The sequence below is a fragment of the Streptomyces sp. NPDC027672 genome, from assembly GCF_055566335.1.
The window spans coordinates 144,622-157,983 of record NZ_JBVHSO010000010.1 but is presented as its reverse complement, the minus strand read 5'-3'; the positions used below and the strand labels follow the sequence as shown (position 1 = coordinate 157,983).

16 protein-coding genes are annotated in these 13,362 nt (G+C 71.1%); 7 read left to right on the top strand and 9 right to left on the bottom strand.

Annotated elements, in window-relative coordinates:
* Positions 1-150: 150 nt before the first annotated feature.
* Positions 151-675, bottom strand: coding sequence for a GNAT family N-acetyltransferase (locus ACZ4SV_RS24425; protein WP_468006397.1), 525 nt, complete (start codon positions 673-675; stop codon positions 151-153).
* Positions 676-714: 39 nt separating this feature from the next.
* Between ACZ4SV_RS24425 and thpR the strand changes: the two genes are divergently transcribed.
* The gene (gene thpR, locus ACZ4SV_RS24420) at positions 715-1,287 is read left to right on the top strand and encodes an RNA 2',3'-cyclic phosphodiesterase (protein WP_468006396.1); all 573 of its coding nucleotides are present in this window, start codon (positions 715-717) and stop codon (positions 1,285-1,287) included.
* Between the two features lie 249 nt (positions 1,288-1,536).
* Here the strand turns inward: thpR and ACZ4SV_RS24415 are convergent, their stop codons facing one another.
* From ACZ4SV_RS24415 to ACZ4SV_RS24405, 3 genes are all read right to left on the bottom strand, one after another.
* Entirely contained in the window at positions 1,537-2,532 is a 996-nt protein-coding gene (locus ACZ4SV_RS24415) for an aldo/keto reductase (RefSeq protein ID WP_468006395.1), read from the bottom strand.
* 113 nt (positions 2,533-2,645) lie between these two features.
* Positions 2,646-3,239, bottom strand: coding sequence for a Uma2 family endonuclease (locus ACZ4SV_RS24410; protein ID WP_468006394.1), 594 nt, complete (start codon positions 3,237-3,239; stop codon positions 2,646-2,648).
* Between the two features lie 88 nt (positions 3,240-3,327).
* Positions 3,328-4,011 carry a GDSL-type esterase/lipase family protein gene (locus ACZ4SV_RS24405; protein WP_468006393.1) on the bottom strand — a complete coding sequence of 228 codons (684 nt, stop codon included), beginning with the start codon at positions 4,009-4,011 and terminating at the stop codon, positions 3,328-3,330.
* 99 nt (positions 4,012-4,110) lie between these two features.
* Here ACZ4SV_RS24405 and ACZ4SV_RS24400 point away from each other — a divergent pair, with 99 nt between their 5' ends.
* On the top strand, positions 4,111-5,088 hold the full coding sequence (locus ACZ4SV_RS24400; RefSeq protein WP_468006392.1) for a WD40 repeat domain-containing protein: 978 nt from the start codon (positions 4,111-4,113) through the stop codon (positions 5,086-5,088).
* 214 nt (positions 5,089-5,302) lie between these two features.
* On the opposite strand, the gene ACZ4SV_RS24395 is transcribed toward ACZ4SV_RS24400, so the two are convergent.
* On the bottom strand, positions 5,303-6,031 hold the full coding sequence (locus tag ACZ4SV_RS24395; RefSeq protein ID WP_468006391.1) for a hypothetical protein: 729 nt from the start codon (positions 6,029-6,031) through the stop codon (positions 5,303-5,305).
* 305 nt (positions 6,032-6,336) lie between these two features.
* Here ACZ4SV_RS24395 and ACZ4SV_RS24390 point away from each other — a divergent pair, with 305 nt between their 5' ends.
* Entirely contained in the window at positions 6,337-7,869 is a 1,533-nt protein-coding gene (locus ACZ4SV_RS24390) for a cellulase family glycosylhydrolase (protein ID WP_468006390.1), read from the top strand.
* A gap of 40 nt (positions 7,870-7,909) precedes the next feature.
* Here ACZ4SV_RS24390 and ACZ4SV_RS24385 read toward each other — a convergent pair whose 3' ends face one another.
* Entirely contained in the window at positions 7,910-8,377 is a 468-nt protein-coding gene (locus ACZ4SV_RS24385; protein ID WP_468006389.1) for a hypothetical protein, read from the bottom strand.
* Positions 8,378-8,462: 85 nt separating this feature from the next.
* Positions 8,463-8,696 (bottom strand): DUF397 domain-containing protein, encoded by a 234-nt coding sequence (locus tag ACZ4SV_RS24380; protein WP_365871220.1) that lies wholly within the window; start codon positions 8,694-8,696, stop codon positions 8,463-8,465.
* 198 nt (positions 8,697-8,894) lie between these two features.
* On the opposite strand from ACZ4SV_RS24380, the gene ACZ4SV_RS24375 reads away from it, so the two are divergent.
* On the top strand, positions 8,895-9,662 hold the full coding sequence (locus ACZ4SV_RS24375) for a DUF6879 family protein (protein ID WP_468006388.1): 768 nt from the start codon (positions 8,895-8,897) through the stop codon (positions 9,660-9,662).
* An 11-nt stretch (positions 9,663-9,673) separates the two neighbouring features.
* Positions 9,674-10,522: a helix-turn-helix domain-containing protein gene (locus ACZ4SV_RS24370; RefSeq protein WP_468006387.1), complete on the top strand. Its 849-nt coding sequence runs from the start codon at positions 9,674-9,676 to the stop codon at positions 10,520-10,522.
* Between the two features lie 16 nt (positions 10,523-10,538).
* Here the strand turns inward: ACZ4SV_RS24370 and ACZ4SV_RS24365 are convergent, their stop codons facing one another.
* Entirely contained in the window at positions 10,539-10,937 is a 399-nt protein-coding gene (locus tag ACZ4SV_RS24365) for an ATP-binding protein (RefSeq protein ID WP_397937671.1), read from the bottom strand.
* A 140-nt stretch (positions 10,938-11,077) separates the two neighbouring features.
* Here ACZ4SV_RS24365 and ACZ4SV_RS24360 point away from each other — a divergent pair, with 140 nt between their 5' ends.
* Both ACZ4SV_RS24360 and ACZ4SV_RS24355 read left to right on the top strand, forming a co-directional pair.
* A complete protein-coding gene (locus ACZ4SV_RS24360; RefSeq protein ID WP_397937673.1) occupies positions 11,078-11,947 on the top strand; it encodes a helix-turn-helix domain-containing protein in 870 nt (289 codons plus the stop codon).
* Positions 11,944-12,123 (top strand): DUF397 domain-containing protein, encoded by a 180-nt coding sequence (locus ACZ4SV_RS24355; protein ID WP_468006386.1) that lies wholly within the window; start codon positions 11,944-11,946, stop codon positions 12,121-12,123. Before ACZ4SV_RS24360 ends, ACZ4SV_RS24355 begins: the two co-directional genes overlap by 4 nt.
* A 71-nt stretch (positions 12,124-12,194) precedes the next feature.
* Here the strand turns inward: ACZ4SV_RS24355 and serC are convergent, their stop codons facing one another.
* The gene (serC, locus tag ACZ4SV_RS24350; protein ID WP_365871208.1) at positions 12,195-13,313 is read right to left on the bottom strand and encodes a phosphoserine transaminase; all 1,119 of its coding nucleotides are present in this window, start codon (positions 13,311-13,313) and stop codon (positions 12,195-12,197) included.
* Positions 13,314-13,362: the final 49 nt, after the last annotated feature.

Below are 13,362 nucleotides of genomic sequence, written 5' to 3'. Positions count from 1 at the left end.
GCGGCCCGGGGACCGATCGCCTTACCCGGCCGGACGGTCCGTGGGACCGGGACCGGGACCGGTCGCCGCGTGCCCCGGCCGTACGGCCTGGGGGACCGGGACCGGTCGGCGTGACCCGGCCGGACGGCGGTCGCCGCGTGAGGGGGCAGGCTAGTCGACCCGCCGGGCCAGTACCTGGCCCGGCCAGGCGTCCGGGCCGTGGGTGTAGCTGTCCGTCGGGGTGAAGCCGTGGGCCTGGTAGTAGGCGACGAGCGCGCGGTCGTCCCCGGCGTAGCAGTCCACGCGCAGCAGGCCCACGCCGGCCCGCCGGGTCACCTCGGCGGCGTGCGCGAGCAGCGCGCCGCCCGTGCCCCGGCCCTTGAAGCGGCGGTCGGAGGCGAGCCAGCGGACGTACCGCTCGGGCTCGCCGGGCGGCGGCAGGTGGGACAGGTGGGGGCCGGGCCCGTCGGTGAGGACGAGACAGGCCGCCGGCACGCCGTCGGCCTCGGCGAGGTACGTCGCGCCCTCGTCCATGGCCCGCACCAGCGCCTCCACCGTCTTCTCGTGCTGCGACAGCGGCTCGGTGCCCCACTGCCGGGTGCGCCCCTGTGAGACCAGCCACTCCACACCGCTGTCGAACATGCCGAGTATCGCGGGCAGGTCGCCGGGGCCGCCGTCCCGGATGATGATCTCCATCGGCCCATCATGCCCGCCGGTTCTGGGAGGGTGGAAGCCATGAGACTCTTCGCCGCCGTACTGCCCCCGGAGGACATCGCGGACGAGTTCGCCGCCGAGGTGGACCGGTTGCGGGGGCTGCCGGGCGCCGACCGGCTGCGCTGGACGGAACGCCCCGGCTGGCACTTCACCCTCGCCTTCTACGGCGAGGTCGCCGAGGACGTCGTACCCGCCCTGTCGGACCGGCTGGCCCGCGCCGCCCGCCGTGCCGCGCCCTTCACCCTCGCCATCGCGGGCGGCGGCCGGTTCGGCCAGGGCCGCGCGCTGTGGGCGGGCGCCCGCGGCGACGTGGAGGAGCTGAGCCTGCTGGCCGGGCGGGCGCAGGCGGCGGCGCGGAAGGCGGGCGTGCCGACGGACGAGCACCGGCCCTACAAGGCCCATCTGACGGTCGCCCGCGGCCGGGGCCCGGTGGACGTCCGGCCGCAGGTGGAGCTGCTGGGCGCGTACGCCGGGCGGAGCTGGCAGGTCACCGAGATGACGCTGGTGCGCAGCCGGCTGCCGGCGTCCGGGGTGCCGGGGGAGCAGCCGCGGTACGAGGTGGTCGGGCGCTGGGCACTGGGCGCGGGCGGTTAGTCTCGAAGACGTGGACCCGAAAACCCGGAACCGGATCATGGCCGGTGCGCTTGTTCTTCTGTTCGTCGTGGTGGCCCTGACGTCGGCTGTGCGTTAGGGCGCGCCGGGGCGGGCGCGGGGCCGGGGAACCGCCGCCGTTTCCGGCCGCGGGCGCGCCGCGGCGGATCGCGCGGTTCCCCGCCTCCCCGCACCCCTGGCGGGCCGCCGGCCCCCCGGCGGTGCCTGCCGCTGGTGCCTGCCGCGCGGTGCCTACCAGGCGAAGGCTTCCGGGGACGGGCCCGGGCCCGGGAAGATCTCGTCCAGGCCGGTCAGCAGTTCCTCGCTCAGCTCCAGCTCCACCGCCCGCAGCGCCGACTCAAGCTGTCCGGCGGTGCGCGGGCCGACGATCGGGCCGGTCACCCCGGGCCGGGTGAGCAGCCAGGCCAGGGCCACCTCGCCGGGCTCCAGGCCGTGCTTGTCGAGCAGGTCCTCGTACGCCTGGATCTGCGCGCGGGTCGCCGGGTCCTTGAGCGTGTCGGCGGCCCGGCCGGCGGCGCGGCGTCCGCCCTGGACCTCCTTCCGGATGACCCCGCCGAGCAGCCCGCCGTGCAGCGGCGACCAGGGGATGACCCCGAGGCCGTAGTCCTGCGCGGCCGGGATGACCTCCATCTCGGCGCGGCGCTCGGCGAGGTTGTACAGGCACTGCTCGCTGACCAGCCCGATGGTGCCGCCGCGGCGGGCGGCGGCCTCGTTGGCCTGGGCGATCTTGTAGCCGGGGAAGTTGCTGGAGCCGACGTAGAGGATCTTGCCCTGCTGGACGAGGACGTCGATCGCCTGCCAGATCTCCTCGAACGGGGTGTTCCGGTCGATGTGGTGGAACTGGTAGAGGTCGATGTGGTCCGTCTGGAGCCGCTTGAGGCTGGCGTCCACCGCGCGCCGGATGTTCAGCGCGGAGAGCTTGTCGTGGTTGGGCCACACGGAGCCGCCGTCCGGGTCCATGTTGCCGTACACCTTGGTGGCGATGACGGTCTTCTCCCGCCGGCCGCCGCCCTGGGCGAACCAGTTGCCGATGATGGACTCGGTCCGGCCCTTGTTCTCGCCCCAGCCGTAGACGTTGGCGGTGTCGAAGAAGTTGATGCCCGCGTCCAGCGCCGCGTCCATGATCGCGTGACTGTCGGCTTCGTCGGTCTGCGGACCGAAGTTCATCGTCCCGAGGACGAGCCGGCTGACCTTGAGTCCTGTGCGTCCGAGCTGCGTGTACTCCATGGTCCACCAGCCAACGGCCTGGAGTGCGCTCTAGGCAAGGGCTTCCGGCCGGACGCGCCCGCCGTGCCCCCGCGGAGAGGACCGGACGGGACGCGGTACGCACGGACGCGTCGTCAGTCCCGGGGAAAGGCGTCGGTCCGCAGGACCAGCCCGAGCGGGGTGCCGGTCAGATCGACGGACTCCCCGAAGCCGGCCTTCGTCCTCGTGAGGTAATCGCCTTCCTTGGGGTGGGTGTAGACGTAACACATGCCCTTGTAGGGATCGGCGATGACATACACGGGGACTTCGGCGGCTGCGTAGGCGGCCTTCTTCGGGCCGTAGTCGTTGGCCGCGGTGCCCCGGGAGATCACCTCGGCGACGAACTCCACGTCCCGGTACCGCCAGTGTCCTGTCGCGTCCTTCTCGGCCGAGTCCTTGAGCAGGGCGACATCCGGGCAGAATCCGTTGGTGTCGCCGGGGAAGTCGATGCGGACATCGGAGAACACTTTGGCGTCCACTCCGAACCTGTCCTCCAGCGCCCGCACGATGCGGCGGATGATCACCCAGTGCGTGTCCCGCTGCGGCGTCATGAAAACGGTGCCCCCGACGATCTCGACCCTGAATCCTTCGGGGACGGGCATCCGCTCAAGACGCTCGAACCACTCGTCCAGACGCCGGGTGTCGGTGTCCGCGTCGGCCATCTCGATCCTGTCTCCGAGGACGGTCATCGTGGCGCTCCTCCCCGGCCGCTCCACGAACAGGCGCGACCGCGCGGTACAACGATAGGCACCGGGGCCGGGAGACGCCGGGTTCCGGTCAGTCCGTGCCCGCTCCGTACGCCTGTCCCACGCCCCAGCCCTCCCACATCGCCCCCGCGAACGCTTCCGCGATCAGGTGTTCCCCGCGGGCGTTGGGATGCGTGCCGTCGTAGGTGTGGGTGTGGAGGTCCCAGCCCCGCGGCGGCGAGGCCAGCAGCAGCGGCGACCGCGGCTCGTCCAGGTCGGCGACCGTCTTGGCGAGCAGCACGTTGAACCGGTCCACCTGCTCGGCGAAGAGCGCGTCGGACGCGGCCCGGACGTTCGGGACGACCGGCAGCAGCACCATCCGGACGCGCGGCCCGGCCTCCCGCGCGCCCGCGATGAACGCCCGCACGTTCTCCGCCGTCTGCTCGGCGTTCGTGTAGAAACCCAGGTCGATCAGGCCGAGCGAGACCAGCAGCACATCGGCGCGGTGGACCCGCACCGCCTCGCCGATCAGCGGAGCCATGTGCAGCCAGCCCTCGCCCCAGCCCGCGAGGTGGGCGCGCGGGAAACCGGGATCGGCGTAGCCGAGGGACGTCGGGGCGTCGGTCTGCTTGTCGTACAGCGTCTCGCGCGGGCCGACGAACGTGAACGGGCCGCCGTGCGCCGTGCACAGGTGCCGCCACAGCCGGTAACGCCACGTGTGTTCGCCCGCGCTTCCGATCGTCATGGAGTCACCGACGGGCATGAACCTGAGCATCCGCTCATGATGGACGATGGCCGCGGCCCGGGGGATCGGCGGGGACTGTGAGGCGGACCACGTCCCCCGGACCCCCGCCGGGAATGGCAGGCTTGGCGCATGCGTCGACCGTTCGCCGTACTCGCCGGGGCCCTGCTCACCGGTGCCTGCGCGCTGCCCGCCTCCGCCGCCCCGACGGCCGCCGGGAACACCGGCGACCAGGGTTTCACCATCAAGGACCCCCGGATAACCGAGTCCAGCGGGCTCGCCGCGTCCCGGCAGCACCCGGGGATCTACTGGACGCACAACGACAGCGACGACGGGCCGTACCTGTACGCCGTCGACAGCGCCACCGGCCGGACCGTCGCCCGGATCACCCTGCGCGGCATCGGCTCCCCGCGCGATGTCGAGGCCATCTCCCTCGGCCCGCACAACGAGATCTACGTCGGCGACATCGGCGACAACTTCGGCGGCAAGTGGCCGTACGTGTGGATCTACCGGCTGCCCGAGCCGAAGCGGCTGACGGACCAGACGGTCACGGCCACGCAGTACGTCGTGAAGTACGAGGACGGGCCGCGCGACGCCGAGTCGCTGCTCGTGCACCCGAAGACCGGGCGCGTCTACATCATCGACAAGAACGAGGAGGGCGGGCACCTGTACGAGGGCCCGGAGACGCTCTCCACGTCCGGCGCGAACGTCTTCAAGCCGGGTCCGCCCGTCGACCTGTGGGCCACCGACGCCGCCTTCTCGCCGGACGGCCGGCAGCTCGCCGTACGCGGCTACTTCGGCGGTGTCTACTACGACTGGAACGACGGCCGGATCACCCGCAAGGGCCGCCTGAACGTGCCGTTCCAGGGGCAGGGCGAGTCCGTGTCGTACTCCGCCGACGGCACGGAGCTGATGTACGGCAGCGAGGGCGCGGAGAGCACGGTACAGGCGAAGGACGCACCCGAACGTCCCGCGAACTCCCCGTCCGCGAGCGGGAGTCCGCACTCCGCCGAGGACGAGGGCGGCACCCCGAGCCTCACGGTGGGCGCGGTGATCCTGGCGGCGGGCGTGGCCGCGTTCCTCGGACTGCGGTGGCTGCGCCGGAGCTGAGGCGACTGGCGGGGGGCGGGGTCAGGGGGCCGGCGGGGGTGAGATTGGGTGCGCGGGCCCGGGTGCCGTCCGGCGGTGCCGGCTGACCCGGCGGTATTGGCAGACCAGCGGTCCCGGGGGTCCGGCGGTCCCGACAGCCCGGCAGTCACGCCGTACCGTCCGCCGCGCCGCCCCGGCGGTCCCGCCTACCGGGGGTCCCGGCCGGCCCGCGGTGTCACCGTACGCACCCCGGTGCCGGGAACGGGGTCGTGCTGGCCGGGTGGCCGCCGCCCTCCATGGTGGTGACGAGCCGGGGAGCCGGCCCGTCGGGGTGCACGATGCGGGCGGCGAACCCGGCGCTCCTCGGCAGTGCGGGCCGGGCGCGGTCGATCACGCCGGCGAAGCGCGTGCCGTCGCCCGCGTCCTCGAAGAACGCCGACGGTCCGGCCGGGCCGTTGCTCAGGACGGCGACGGTCCCGGCCCCGATGGAGTGCTCCGTGACGATCGTGCAGCCCCGGGCGTCCGGGGTGCCCGCCCCGGGGAGCGCGAAGGTGTGCGGGCCGCCCTCGGCGCCGGTCACCCGGAGCGCGGGCGCGGAGCCGCCGGTGCCGGTCAGGCGCAGGGAGAGACCGCGCAGCGCGGAGGCGGTGTGCGTGCGGTCCAGCTTGGCCAGGACGCGGTACGTGTAGGCGTCGCCCGGCCGCCAGTGCGGCCGGACGGCACGGATCCACGCCTCCGGGCCGCCCGCCTCCGGGTCGTTGCGCAGGACGGCCACCAGGTCCTTGCCGAGGGCGACGGCCTTGCCCGCGTAACGGGCGTCCGGAGGGGACGCGGGGGCCGCCACGGCGGTCCGCGCGGCGGGAGCGGCCGAGGCGGCGGCCACCGGCAGCACAGCGCCGGTGCCGAGCGCGGTCAGGAGAACCGGGAGGGTCAGGACGGCGCGGCGGCGGGCGGACACGGTCACGGAGAGGCTCCTCGAAGCGTGGGCGGAGTGGCGGGGGAAGTGGGAGGAAACCCTGGGAAGCGGAGGACGGCGGAGGACGGCGGAGGAACATCACCATTCTGTTCCTTCCGCTGGTTTTCGGCAGGAAAAGGAATCCCGGTCTCCGGCGGGGGAGTGAGGTCACCGGTGCCGTGGCGCGCGCTGTGTACCGAGGTGTGCCGCAAGTCTTGACGTGCTCATGTTGTCTCGGTTTCCTGTGCCTGCGCGGCACTTGGGAGCGCTCCCATACCAGCTTCGACGCCGCGCCTCCCGAGAGGAACCGAGACATGTTCCGCACGTTGAGAAGGGCGCTGTGCACCGCGGCGGCGGCGCTCCTCCTGCCCCTGGCCGGGGCGTACGCGGCACAGGCGACCGACGCGCCCACGGCCGCCGCCGCTCCCGGAGCCGGGTACTGGCACACCAGCGGCAGGCAGATCCTGGACGCGGCCGGCCAGCCGGTGCGCATCGCCGGGATCAACTGGTTCGGCTTCGAGACCAGCAACCAGGTGGTCCACGGCCTGTGGACCCGCGACTACAAGGGCATGATCGACCAGGTGAGGTCGCTGGGCTACAACACCCTGCGCATCCCGTACAGCGACGACATCCTCAAGGCCGGCGCCGCCCCCAGCGGCATCGACTACACCAAGAACGCCGACCTCCAGGGCCTCACGTCCCTCCAGGTCCTGGACCGGATCGTCGCCTACGCCGGCCAGGACGGCCTGAAGGTCATCCTGGACCGGCACCGGCCCGACTCCGGCGGCCAGTCGGCGCTCTGGTACACCGCGTCCGTACCGGAGTCGACCTGGATCACCAACCTCAAGGCGATGGCCACGCGCTACCTCGGCCAGAACACGGTGATCGGCATCGACCTGCACAACGAGCCGCACGACCCGGCCTGCTGGGGCTGCGGCGACCAGGCCACCGACTGGCGCCTGGCCGCCCAGCGCGCCGGCAACGCGGTCCTGTCGGTCAACCCGGACCTGCTCGTCTTCGTCGAGGGCGTCCAGACGTACGACGGCGTGTCCGGCTGGTGGGGCGGCAACCTGATGGGCGCCGGCCAGTACCCGGTACAGCTCAGCGTGCCCAACCGGGTGGTCTACTCCGCCCACGACTACGCCACGAGCGTCGCCCAGCAGACGTGGTTCAGCGATCCCTCGTTCCCGGCCAACATGCCGGGCGTGTGGGACAAGTACTGGGGCTACCTCTTCAAGCAGAACATCGCTCCGGTGTGGGTGGGCGAGTTCGGTACGACGCTCCAGTCGGCCGTCGACCAGAAGTGGCTGGCCGCGCTGGCGGACTACCTGCGGCCGACCTCGGCGTACGGCGCCGACTCCTTCCAGTGGACGTACTGGTCCCTGAACCCCAACTCCGGTGACACGGGCGGCATCCTGAAGGACGACTGGACGACCGTCGACACCGTGAAGGACGGGTACCTGAAGAGCGTCAAGGCACCGCTGTTCCCGGGTACCGGCGGCGGTGGCGGCGACGGAGGCGGCGGTGGCGGTGGCGGTGGCAACACGCCCGCGTGCACCGCCTCGTACACCGTCAGCAGCGACTGGGGCGGCGGCTTCAACGCCGAGGTGAAGGTGGCCAACACCGGCACCGTGGCCCTGAAGTCCTGGAAGGTGACGTGGACGTGGGCCGGCGCCCAGAAGATCACGTCCCTGTGGAACGCGGGCTACACCCAGAGCGGCGCCACCGTGACAGCCGTGAACGCGGCCCACAACGGCACCGTGGCACCCGCAAGCTCGGCCACCTTCGGCTTCGGAGCGACCCCGGGCGGCGCAACAACACCGACGCTGACCTGCACAGCCACATAACCGAAGGGCGCCCGGCCACGCACGACCCCGGGCGCCCTCCTCACCGCAGGGGGCAGGCCAGACCGGGCCGCGCGCGATTGGGCTCGCAGGTCACCACGGCCAGGGACAGATAGACGGGCCGTTCGAGGTAGAACCCGAGCGACACGTCACCGCCGGCCGCGAGCCGCTGCCGGGCGGAGGCGACCAGGCCGCCGAGCCGGTCGCGGTCCCGCTGCGCGGGCGCCGCGAACCGGGACGCGTACGCGTCCAGTTGATCGCGGACCCATGCGGCCGCCGCGTCCGGCTCCGCCCAGCTTCCGCGGACCAGCGAGCGCGGCTTGACCAGCCAGTGGGCGGTCTCCAGCGGAGGCAGCTCCGAGACCGGGAACTCGGCGACGGCCGCGCGGTAACGCTGGATCAGCTCCGGACCGCTGCCGGGCGGGGGCGGCTCCGGGTGAGGGGGCCGCCGCAGGGCCTCCTGGTCGAAGCGGACCTTGGGCCCGGTCCAGAGGTAGGCGTGGTGGTGCACGGGACCTCTCCGCTGCCGTCCCCGCCGGTCCCGGCCCGCACGCGGACGGCCCGGAACCGGCGGGAACTCCTGACCGACGGGACGCTCAGAGAGCCAGACCGAACCGCGTCGGATCGATTCCGGCGACGCTCAACTCCTCCGAGGTGAACCGCAACGGCTCCAGGTCGGGGCGCTTGCTGTCCCCGAGGGCCCAGACGTCCTCCCCGATCCGGGCCAGCGTCACGCACGCCTCCCCGTCCGGATGAGTACTCCCTCCGCACGCCGTCACGAACGAGGCGCCGCCGAGATCGAGGGCGTACAGGTCGATTCCGTTCACCATGGGTGCACCTTCCTGCTCCGCTGCCGCGGAGTCCTTAGGGGGGTGTGGCCTTGGTGAGGAAGGTAGGAGGCGGGGGAGCAGCAAGGCGGCGAATATTCTCCATTATTCTCGCATGGTCACTCTGGATGCATGGACTTTCACGCACAGGCACCGAAAAGCTGGGTGCGAACGTAGTCGACACCCAGGGGGTGGTTGATCGTGGCACGCAGGTTGCGGTTCAACGGGACGGGAAGCGGTGTGACCGGATGCCCGTCCGTGCATGAGGATCTGGACAGCGGAGAGGTGATCGTGCACGGCCCGCCGCTCGCCGATGCGGAGGACATCGCGCAGCTCCGGCACTTGTCGGAGGGGGAGGTCGCCGTGGTCGTACCGCGGGACCTTCTGGTCGACTGGACCCCGAAGGAGCGCACGCGGCAGGTGCGGACGATCGACCTGGACGAGTTCCACACCCTGTTCGAGAAGTTCGAGCACACGGCATGGCGCCTGGAGACACGCCGCCGGTACGCGAGCGACGAAGCGGGCGACCGGTGGGACCGGTTCATCAAGAACGGGACGATCGGCGAGGGGCCGGACTCGGACTCGGTCTACGGCTGGTGGACCGAGACGATCCGCGGGCACACCGCGCAGGGCAGGCGGGTCGAGCGAGTACGCATCGTGGACCAGCCCGCCACCACCGGCCAGCGGTACCTCCTCGACAGTGCCAGGTGGAACGTCGGCCTCGGCGAGGACATCCGCAACATGTGGCGTGCGGACGCGGACCGGCTCCGGCTGCCCGCCGAGGACTTCTGGCTGTTCGACAGCCGCCTCATCGCGCTCCTGCGGTTCGATGACGACGACAACCTCACGCACGTGGATCTGATCACCGAGCCCGCGGAAGTGGTGCGCTGCTGCATGGTGCGGGATGCTGCCTGGCACCACGCCGTACCGTGGAAGCGGTTCATGGCGGAGGCGACGCACAGGGGATAGAGCGGAGACCGGTGAGCACGGATTATCAGAGGGCACGCGAGGAACTGGGGCGCAAGCTCAGGGAACTGCGGATCGAATGCCCTGCTGGCCGGCTCACCGGTATCCAACTGGCGCAGCGGCTGGGGTGGCCGCAGTCGAAGGTCAGCAAGCTGGAGAACGGCAGACAGACTCCCACGGACGACGACCTGCGGGCGTGGACCGAAGCCGTGGGGCAGCCGGACGCCTTCGCCGAACTCCGCTCCCGGCTCAGGGGCTTCGAGAGCCACGTCCGCTCCTGGCGGCGCCAGCTGGCGGCGGGCCACCGCCCCGTGCAGGAGACCTGGAACGCACTCGTCGCGGAGTCCCGTGTCCTGCACATGTGGGAGAACAACCTGGTCAGCGGCATGCTCCAGACCGCCGACTACGCCCGCTACGTCTTCGAGCGCTACACGGATCTCCGGTCCTCTCCAAGGGACATGGAAGAGGCCGTGAGGGCTCGCATGAAGCGGCAGGAGTGGCTGTACCGGCCCGGTAAACGGCTCAACCTGCTGATGTGGGAAGGGGCCCTGTGGGCCCGGGTGTGTCCGGCGGAGGTACTCGTCGCCCAACTCGACCGGCTGTCGGGCGTGGTCGGCATGGACACGGTGCGCCTCGGCATCCTGCCCCTGGACGCGGAACTCCGCATCCCGCCGGGGAACCCCTTCACGATGCTCGACGACCGCCTGGTCGTGGTCGAGGACTGGCACGCCGAACTCTGGCTGGACGATGCCGAAACGATCGCTCTCTACCGCCGCGTCTGGGACACCTTCGCCGAGTCGGCCGTCTTCGGCACCGAGGCACAACAGGTGATCGCACGGGTCCGCCGGAGCATCAAGGTCTGAAGCCAGGTACGAGGGTCTACTCCGCCGGCGTCAGCGCGAACCGGGCCCACACCGTCTTGGTGTACGGCTCCTGCCGGTGGCCCCACGCGTCCGCCAGCGCGGCGACCAGTGCGAGGCCGCGTCCGCCCTCCTCGTCGGGGCCGGGGTGACGCGGCCGGGGCAGCCGGTCCCGGTCCGGGTCGGAGACCTCCAGGACCAGTTCCCGGGCGCAGAGGATGAGCGTGACCCGGACGCGGGCGTGGGACACCAGGCAGTGGGCCACGGCGTTGGTGACGAGTTCGTTCGCCGAGAGGACCGCCCGGTCGGCCAGGTCACCGGTGATGCCCCAGTCCGCGAGCGCCTTGCGGACGTAGTGCCGCGCGGTCGGGACGTGCTGGCGGCGGGTGGGGATGCGGAAGGTTTCGATGGTTGGCATGCGGCTGAACCTAGAAATACATGCAGCATCGCCGCAATGAAAACCGAGAAATACATGCAGGCGTTTCACTCGATCGAGTTATGCGTGCTCTTCCGGAACCTTCGATGTGGCAGGGTTTCGCCGGGAGAAAGGGAGGTTCCATGCCCGCAGGTGGACGACCGACCGTGCGCAGCAGGCGACTTGGCACGGCACTCAGGCAATACCGACAGGCCGCCAGGCTGGACCAGCCGCAAGCCGCCGAGGTGATCGCCACGAGTCAGGCCAGGATCAGCCGCATCGAGAGCGGACACGCCACACCGCGTGTGATCGAAGTGCGCCTGCTGCTGGACGCGTACGGTGTCGCCGATGCGGAAGTGCGCGCCAAGCTGGAGGAGTTGGCCAAGCACTCCAAGAACCGGGGCTGGTGGCTCGAACACGCGGAGCACTTGCGGCCGGACTACTTGGACCACATCGCGCTGGAGGACGACGCGACGTACATCCGCGAGTGGCAGCCGATCATGGTGCCGGGACTCCTGCAGACTCCGGCCTACGCGGAAGCCGTCATCGCCGGTGGCCCTCACTACCTCGACCCGGAACGCGCCGCCCAACTGGTGAAGGTGCGGCTCGCGCGGCAAGCGAAGATCGAGGAAGGCGGAGCGTCGTACACGGCCATCCTCTGGGAGTCGGTGCTCACTCATCCGCTGCTGGACGTGGAGGTCCACCAGGAGCAGTTGTCCGCGATCCTGGAGATCGGTAAGCGGAAGAACGTCACGGTGCAGGTGCTGCCGTTCAGCGCGGGTGCGCTGGCCGGCTACTCGTCCGCCTTCTACTCCTTCAGCTTCGACGACGAGCCGACGGTCGAAGCGGTCGCCATGGATAATCTGCGCGGCGCGTCGGTCCTTGAGGGACCAGAGGATCTCGCCGCTTATGCCAATGCGTTCGACCTACTACGATCGGCGGCGTTGGCACCGGACGCGAGTGCGAAACTCATCCGGGGCATACTGCGGAGCCTGAAGGAAGACACATCGTGACCGAGGTCGTAAGCCCCTTCTGGAAGTCGTCGTACTCGGGGCAGGAAAACGCCTGCGTGGAGGTCGCCGACACGGCGCCCGGCGGTCGTGCCGTCCGCGACAGCAAGCAGCAGGACGGCCCCCTCCTCACTCTCTCCCGGGAGGCCTGGCGGACCTTCATCCGGCAGTTCGCATAGGCAGCGCGTAGTAGACACGAAGGGCGCCCGGTGTTTGTCACCGGGCGCCCTTCGTCGTCGTATCCGAGAGGTCAGAGCTTCTCGATGACGTAGTCGACGCAGCGCGTCAGCGCCTCGACGTCCGCCGGGTCGATCGCCGGGAACATCGCGATGCGCAGCTGGTTGCGGCCCAGCTTGCGGTACGGCTCGGTGTCCACGACGCCGTTCGCGCGCAGCACCTTGGCGACGGCGGCGGCGTCGATCTCGTCGGCGAAGTCGATCGTGCCGATGACCTGGGACCGCTTGGCCGGGTCGGAGACGAACGGGGTGGCGTACTTGGCCTCTTCCGCCCAGGTGTACAGGCGGGTCGAGGAGTCCTTCGTACGGGCCGTGGACCAGGCGAGGCCGCCCTGGCCGTTGATCCACTCCAACTGCTCGTTGAGCAGGAACAGCGTGGCGAGGCCCGGGGTGTTGTACGTCTGGTTCTTGCGGGAGTTGTCGATCGCCGTGGGGAGCGAGAAGAACTCCGGGATGTGGCGGCCGGACGCGTGGACGCGCTCGGCGCGCTCGATCGCGGCCGGGGAGAAGACGCCGATCCACAGGCCGCCGTCGGAGGCGAAGGACTTCTGCGGGGCGAAGTAGTAGACGTCGGTCTCGGCGATGTCCACCGGGAGGCCGCCCGCGCCGGACGTGGCGTCCACGAGGACGAGCGCGCCCTCGTCGGCGCCGGCCACGCGCCGGATCGGCATGGCGACACCGGTGGAGGTCTCGTTGTGGGTGAAGGCGTAGACGTCGACGCCGGCCTCGGCCTGCGCCTCCGGGTGGGTGCCCGGGTCGGAGGCGATGACGGTGGGCTCGGCCAGCCAGGGTGCCAGCTTCGCGGCCTTGGCGAACTTGGAGGAGAACTCGCCGAAGTTCAGGTGCTGCGACTTGTTCTCGATCAGGCCGTGCGTGGCGATGTCCCAGAAGGCGGTGGAGCCGCCGTTGCCGAGGACGACCTCGTAGCCCTCGGGCAGGGAGAACAGCTCGGAGATGCCCTCGCGCACCTTGCCGACCAGGTTCTTGACCGGCGCCTGCCGGTGGGACGTGCCCAGCAGGGACGTACCGGTGGCGGCGAGGGCGTCCAGCGCCTCGGTGCGCACCTTGGAGGGGCCCGCGCCGAAACGTCCGTCGGCGGGCTTGATGTCAGCGGGAATCTGGATGTCGGCCACGGGACGAGGTTATCCGTATGGCGGAGGCCGCGTGGAGGCGTGTCCGTTC

Coding starts and splice junctions, on each gene's coding strand:
- thpR (WP_468006396.1), top strand. CDS start 715: ATGAGACTCTTCGCCGCCGTACTGCCCCCGGAGGACATCGCGGACGAG.
- ACZ4SV_RS24380 (WP_365871220.1), bottom strand. CDS start 8,696: ATGGTGAACGGAATCGACCTGTACGCCCTCGATCTCGGCGGCGCCTCG.
- ACZ4SV_RS24360 (WP_397937673.1), top strand. CDS start 11,078: ATGCCCGCAGGTGGACGACCGACCGTGCGCAGCAGGCGACTTGGCACG.
- ACZ4SV_RS24405 (WP_468006393.1), bottom strand. CDS start 4,011: ATGCTCAGGTTCATGCCCGTCGGTGACTCCATGACGATCGGAAGCGCG.
- ACZ4SV_RS24425 (WP_468006397.1), bottom strand. CDS start 675: ATGGAGATCATCATCCGGGACGGCGGCCCCGGCGACCTGCCCGCGATA.
- ACZ4SV_RS24365 (WP_397937671.1), bottom strand. CDS start 10,937: ATGCCAACCATCGAAACCTTCCGCATCCCCACCCGCCGCCAGCACGTC.
- ACZ4SV_RS24400 (WP_468006392.1), top strand. CDS start 4,111: ATGCGTCGACCGTTCGCCGTACTCGCCGGGGCCCTGCTCACCGGTGCC.
- ACZ4SV_RS24410 (WP_468006394.1), bottom strand. CDS start 3,239: ATGACCGTCCTCGGAGACAGGATCGAGATGGCCGACGCGGACACCGAC.
- ACZ4SV_RS24390 (WP_468006390.1), top strand. CDS start 6,337: ATGTTCCGCACGTTGAGAAGGGCGCTGTGCACCGCGGCGGCGGCGCTC.
- ACZ4SV_RS24415 (WP_468006395.1), bottom strand. CDS start 2,532: ATGGAGTACACGCAGCTCGGACGCACAGGACTCAAGGTCAGCCGGCTC.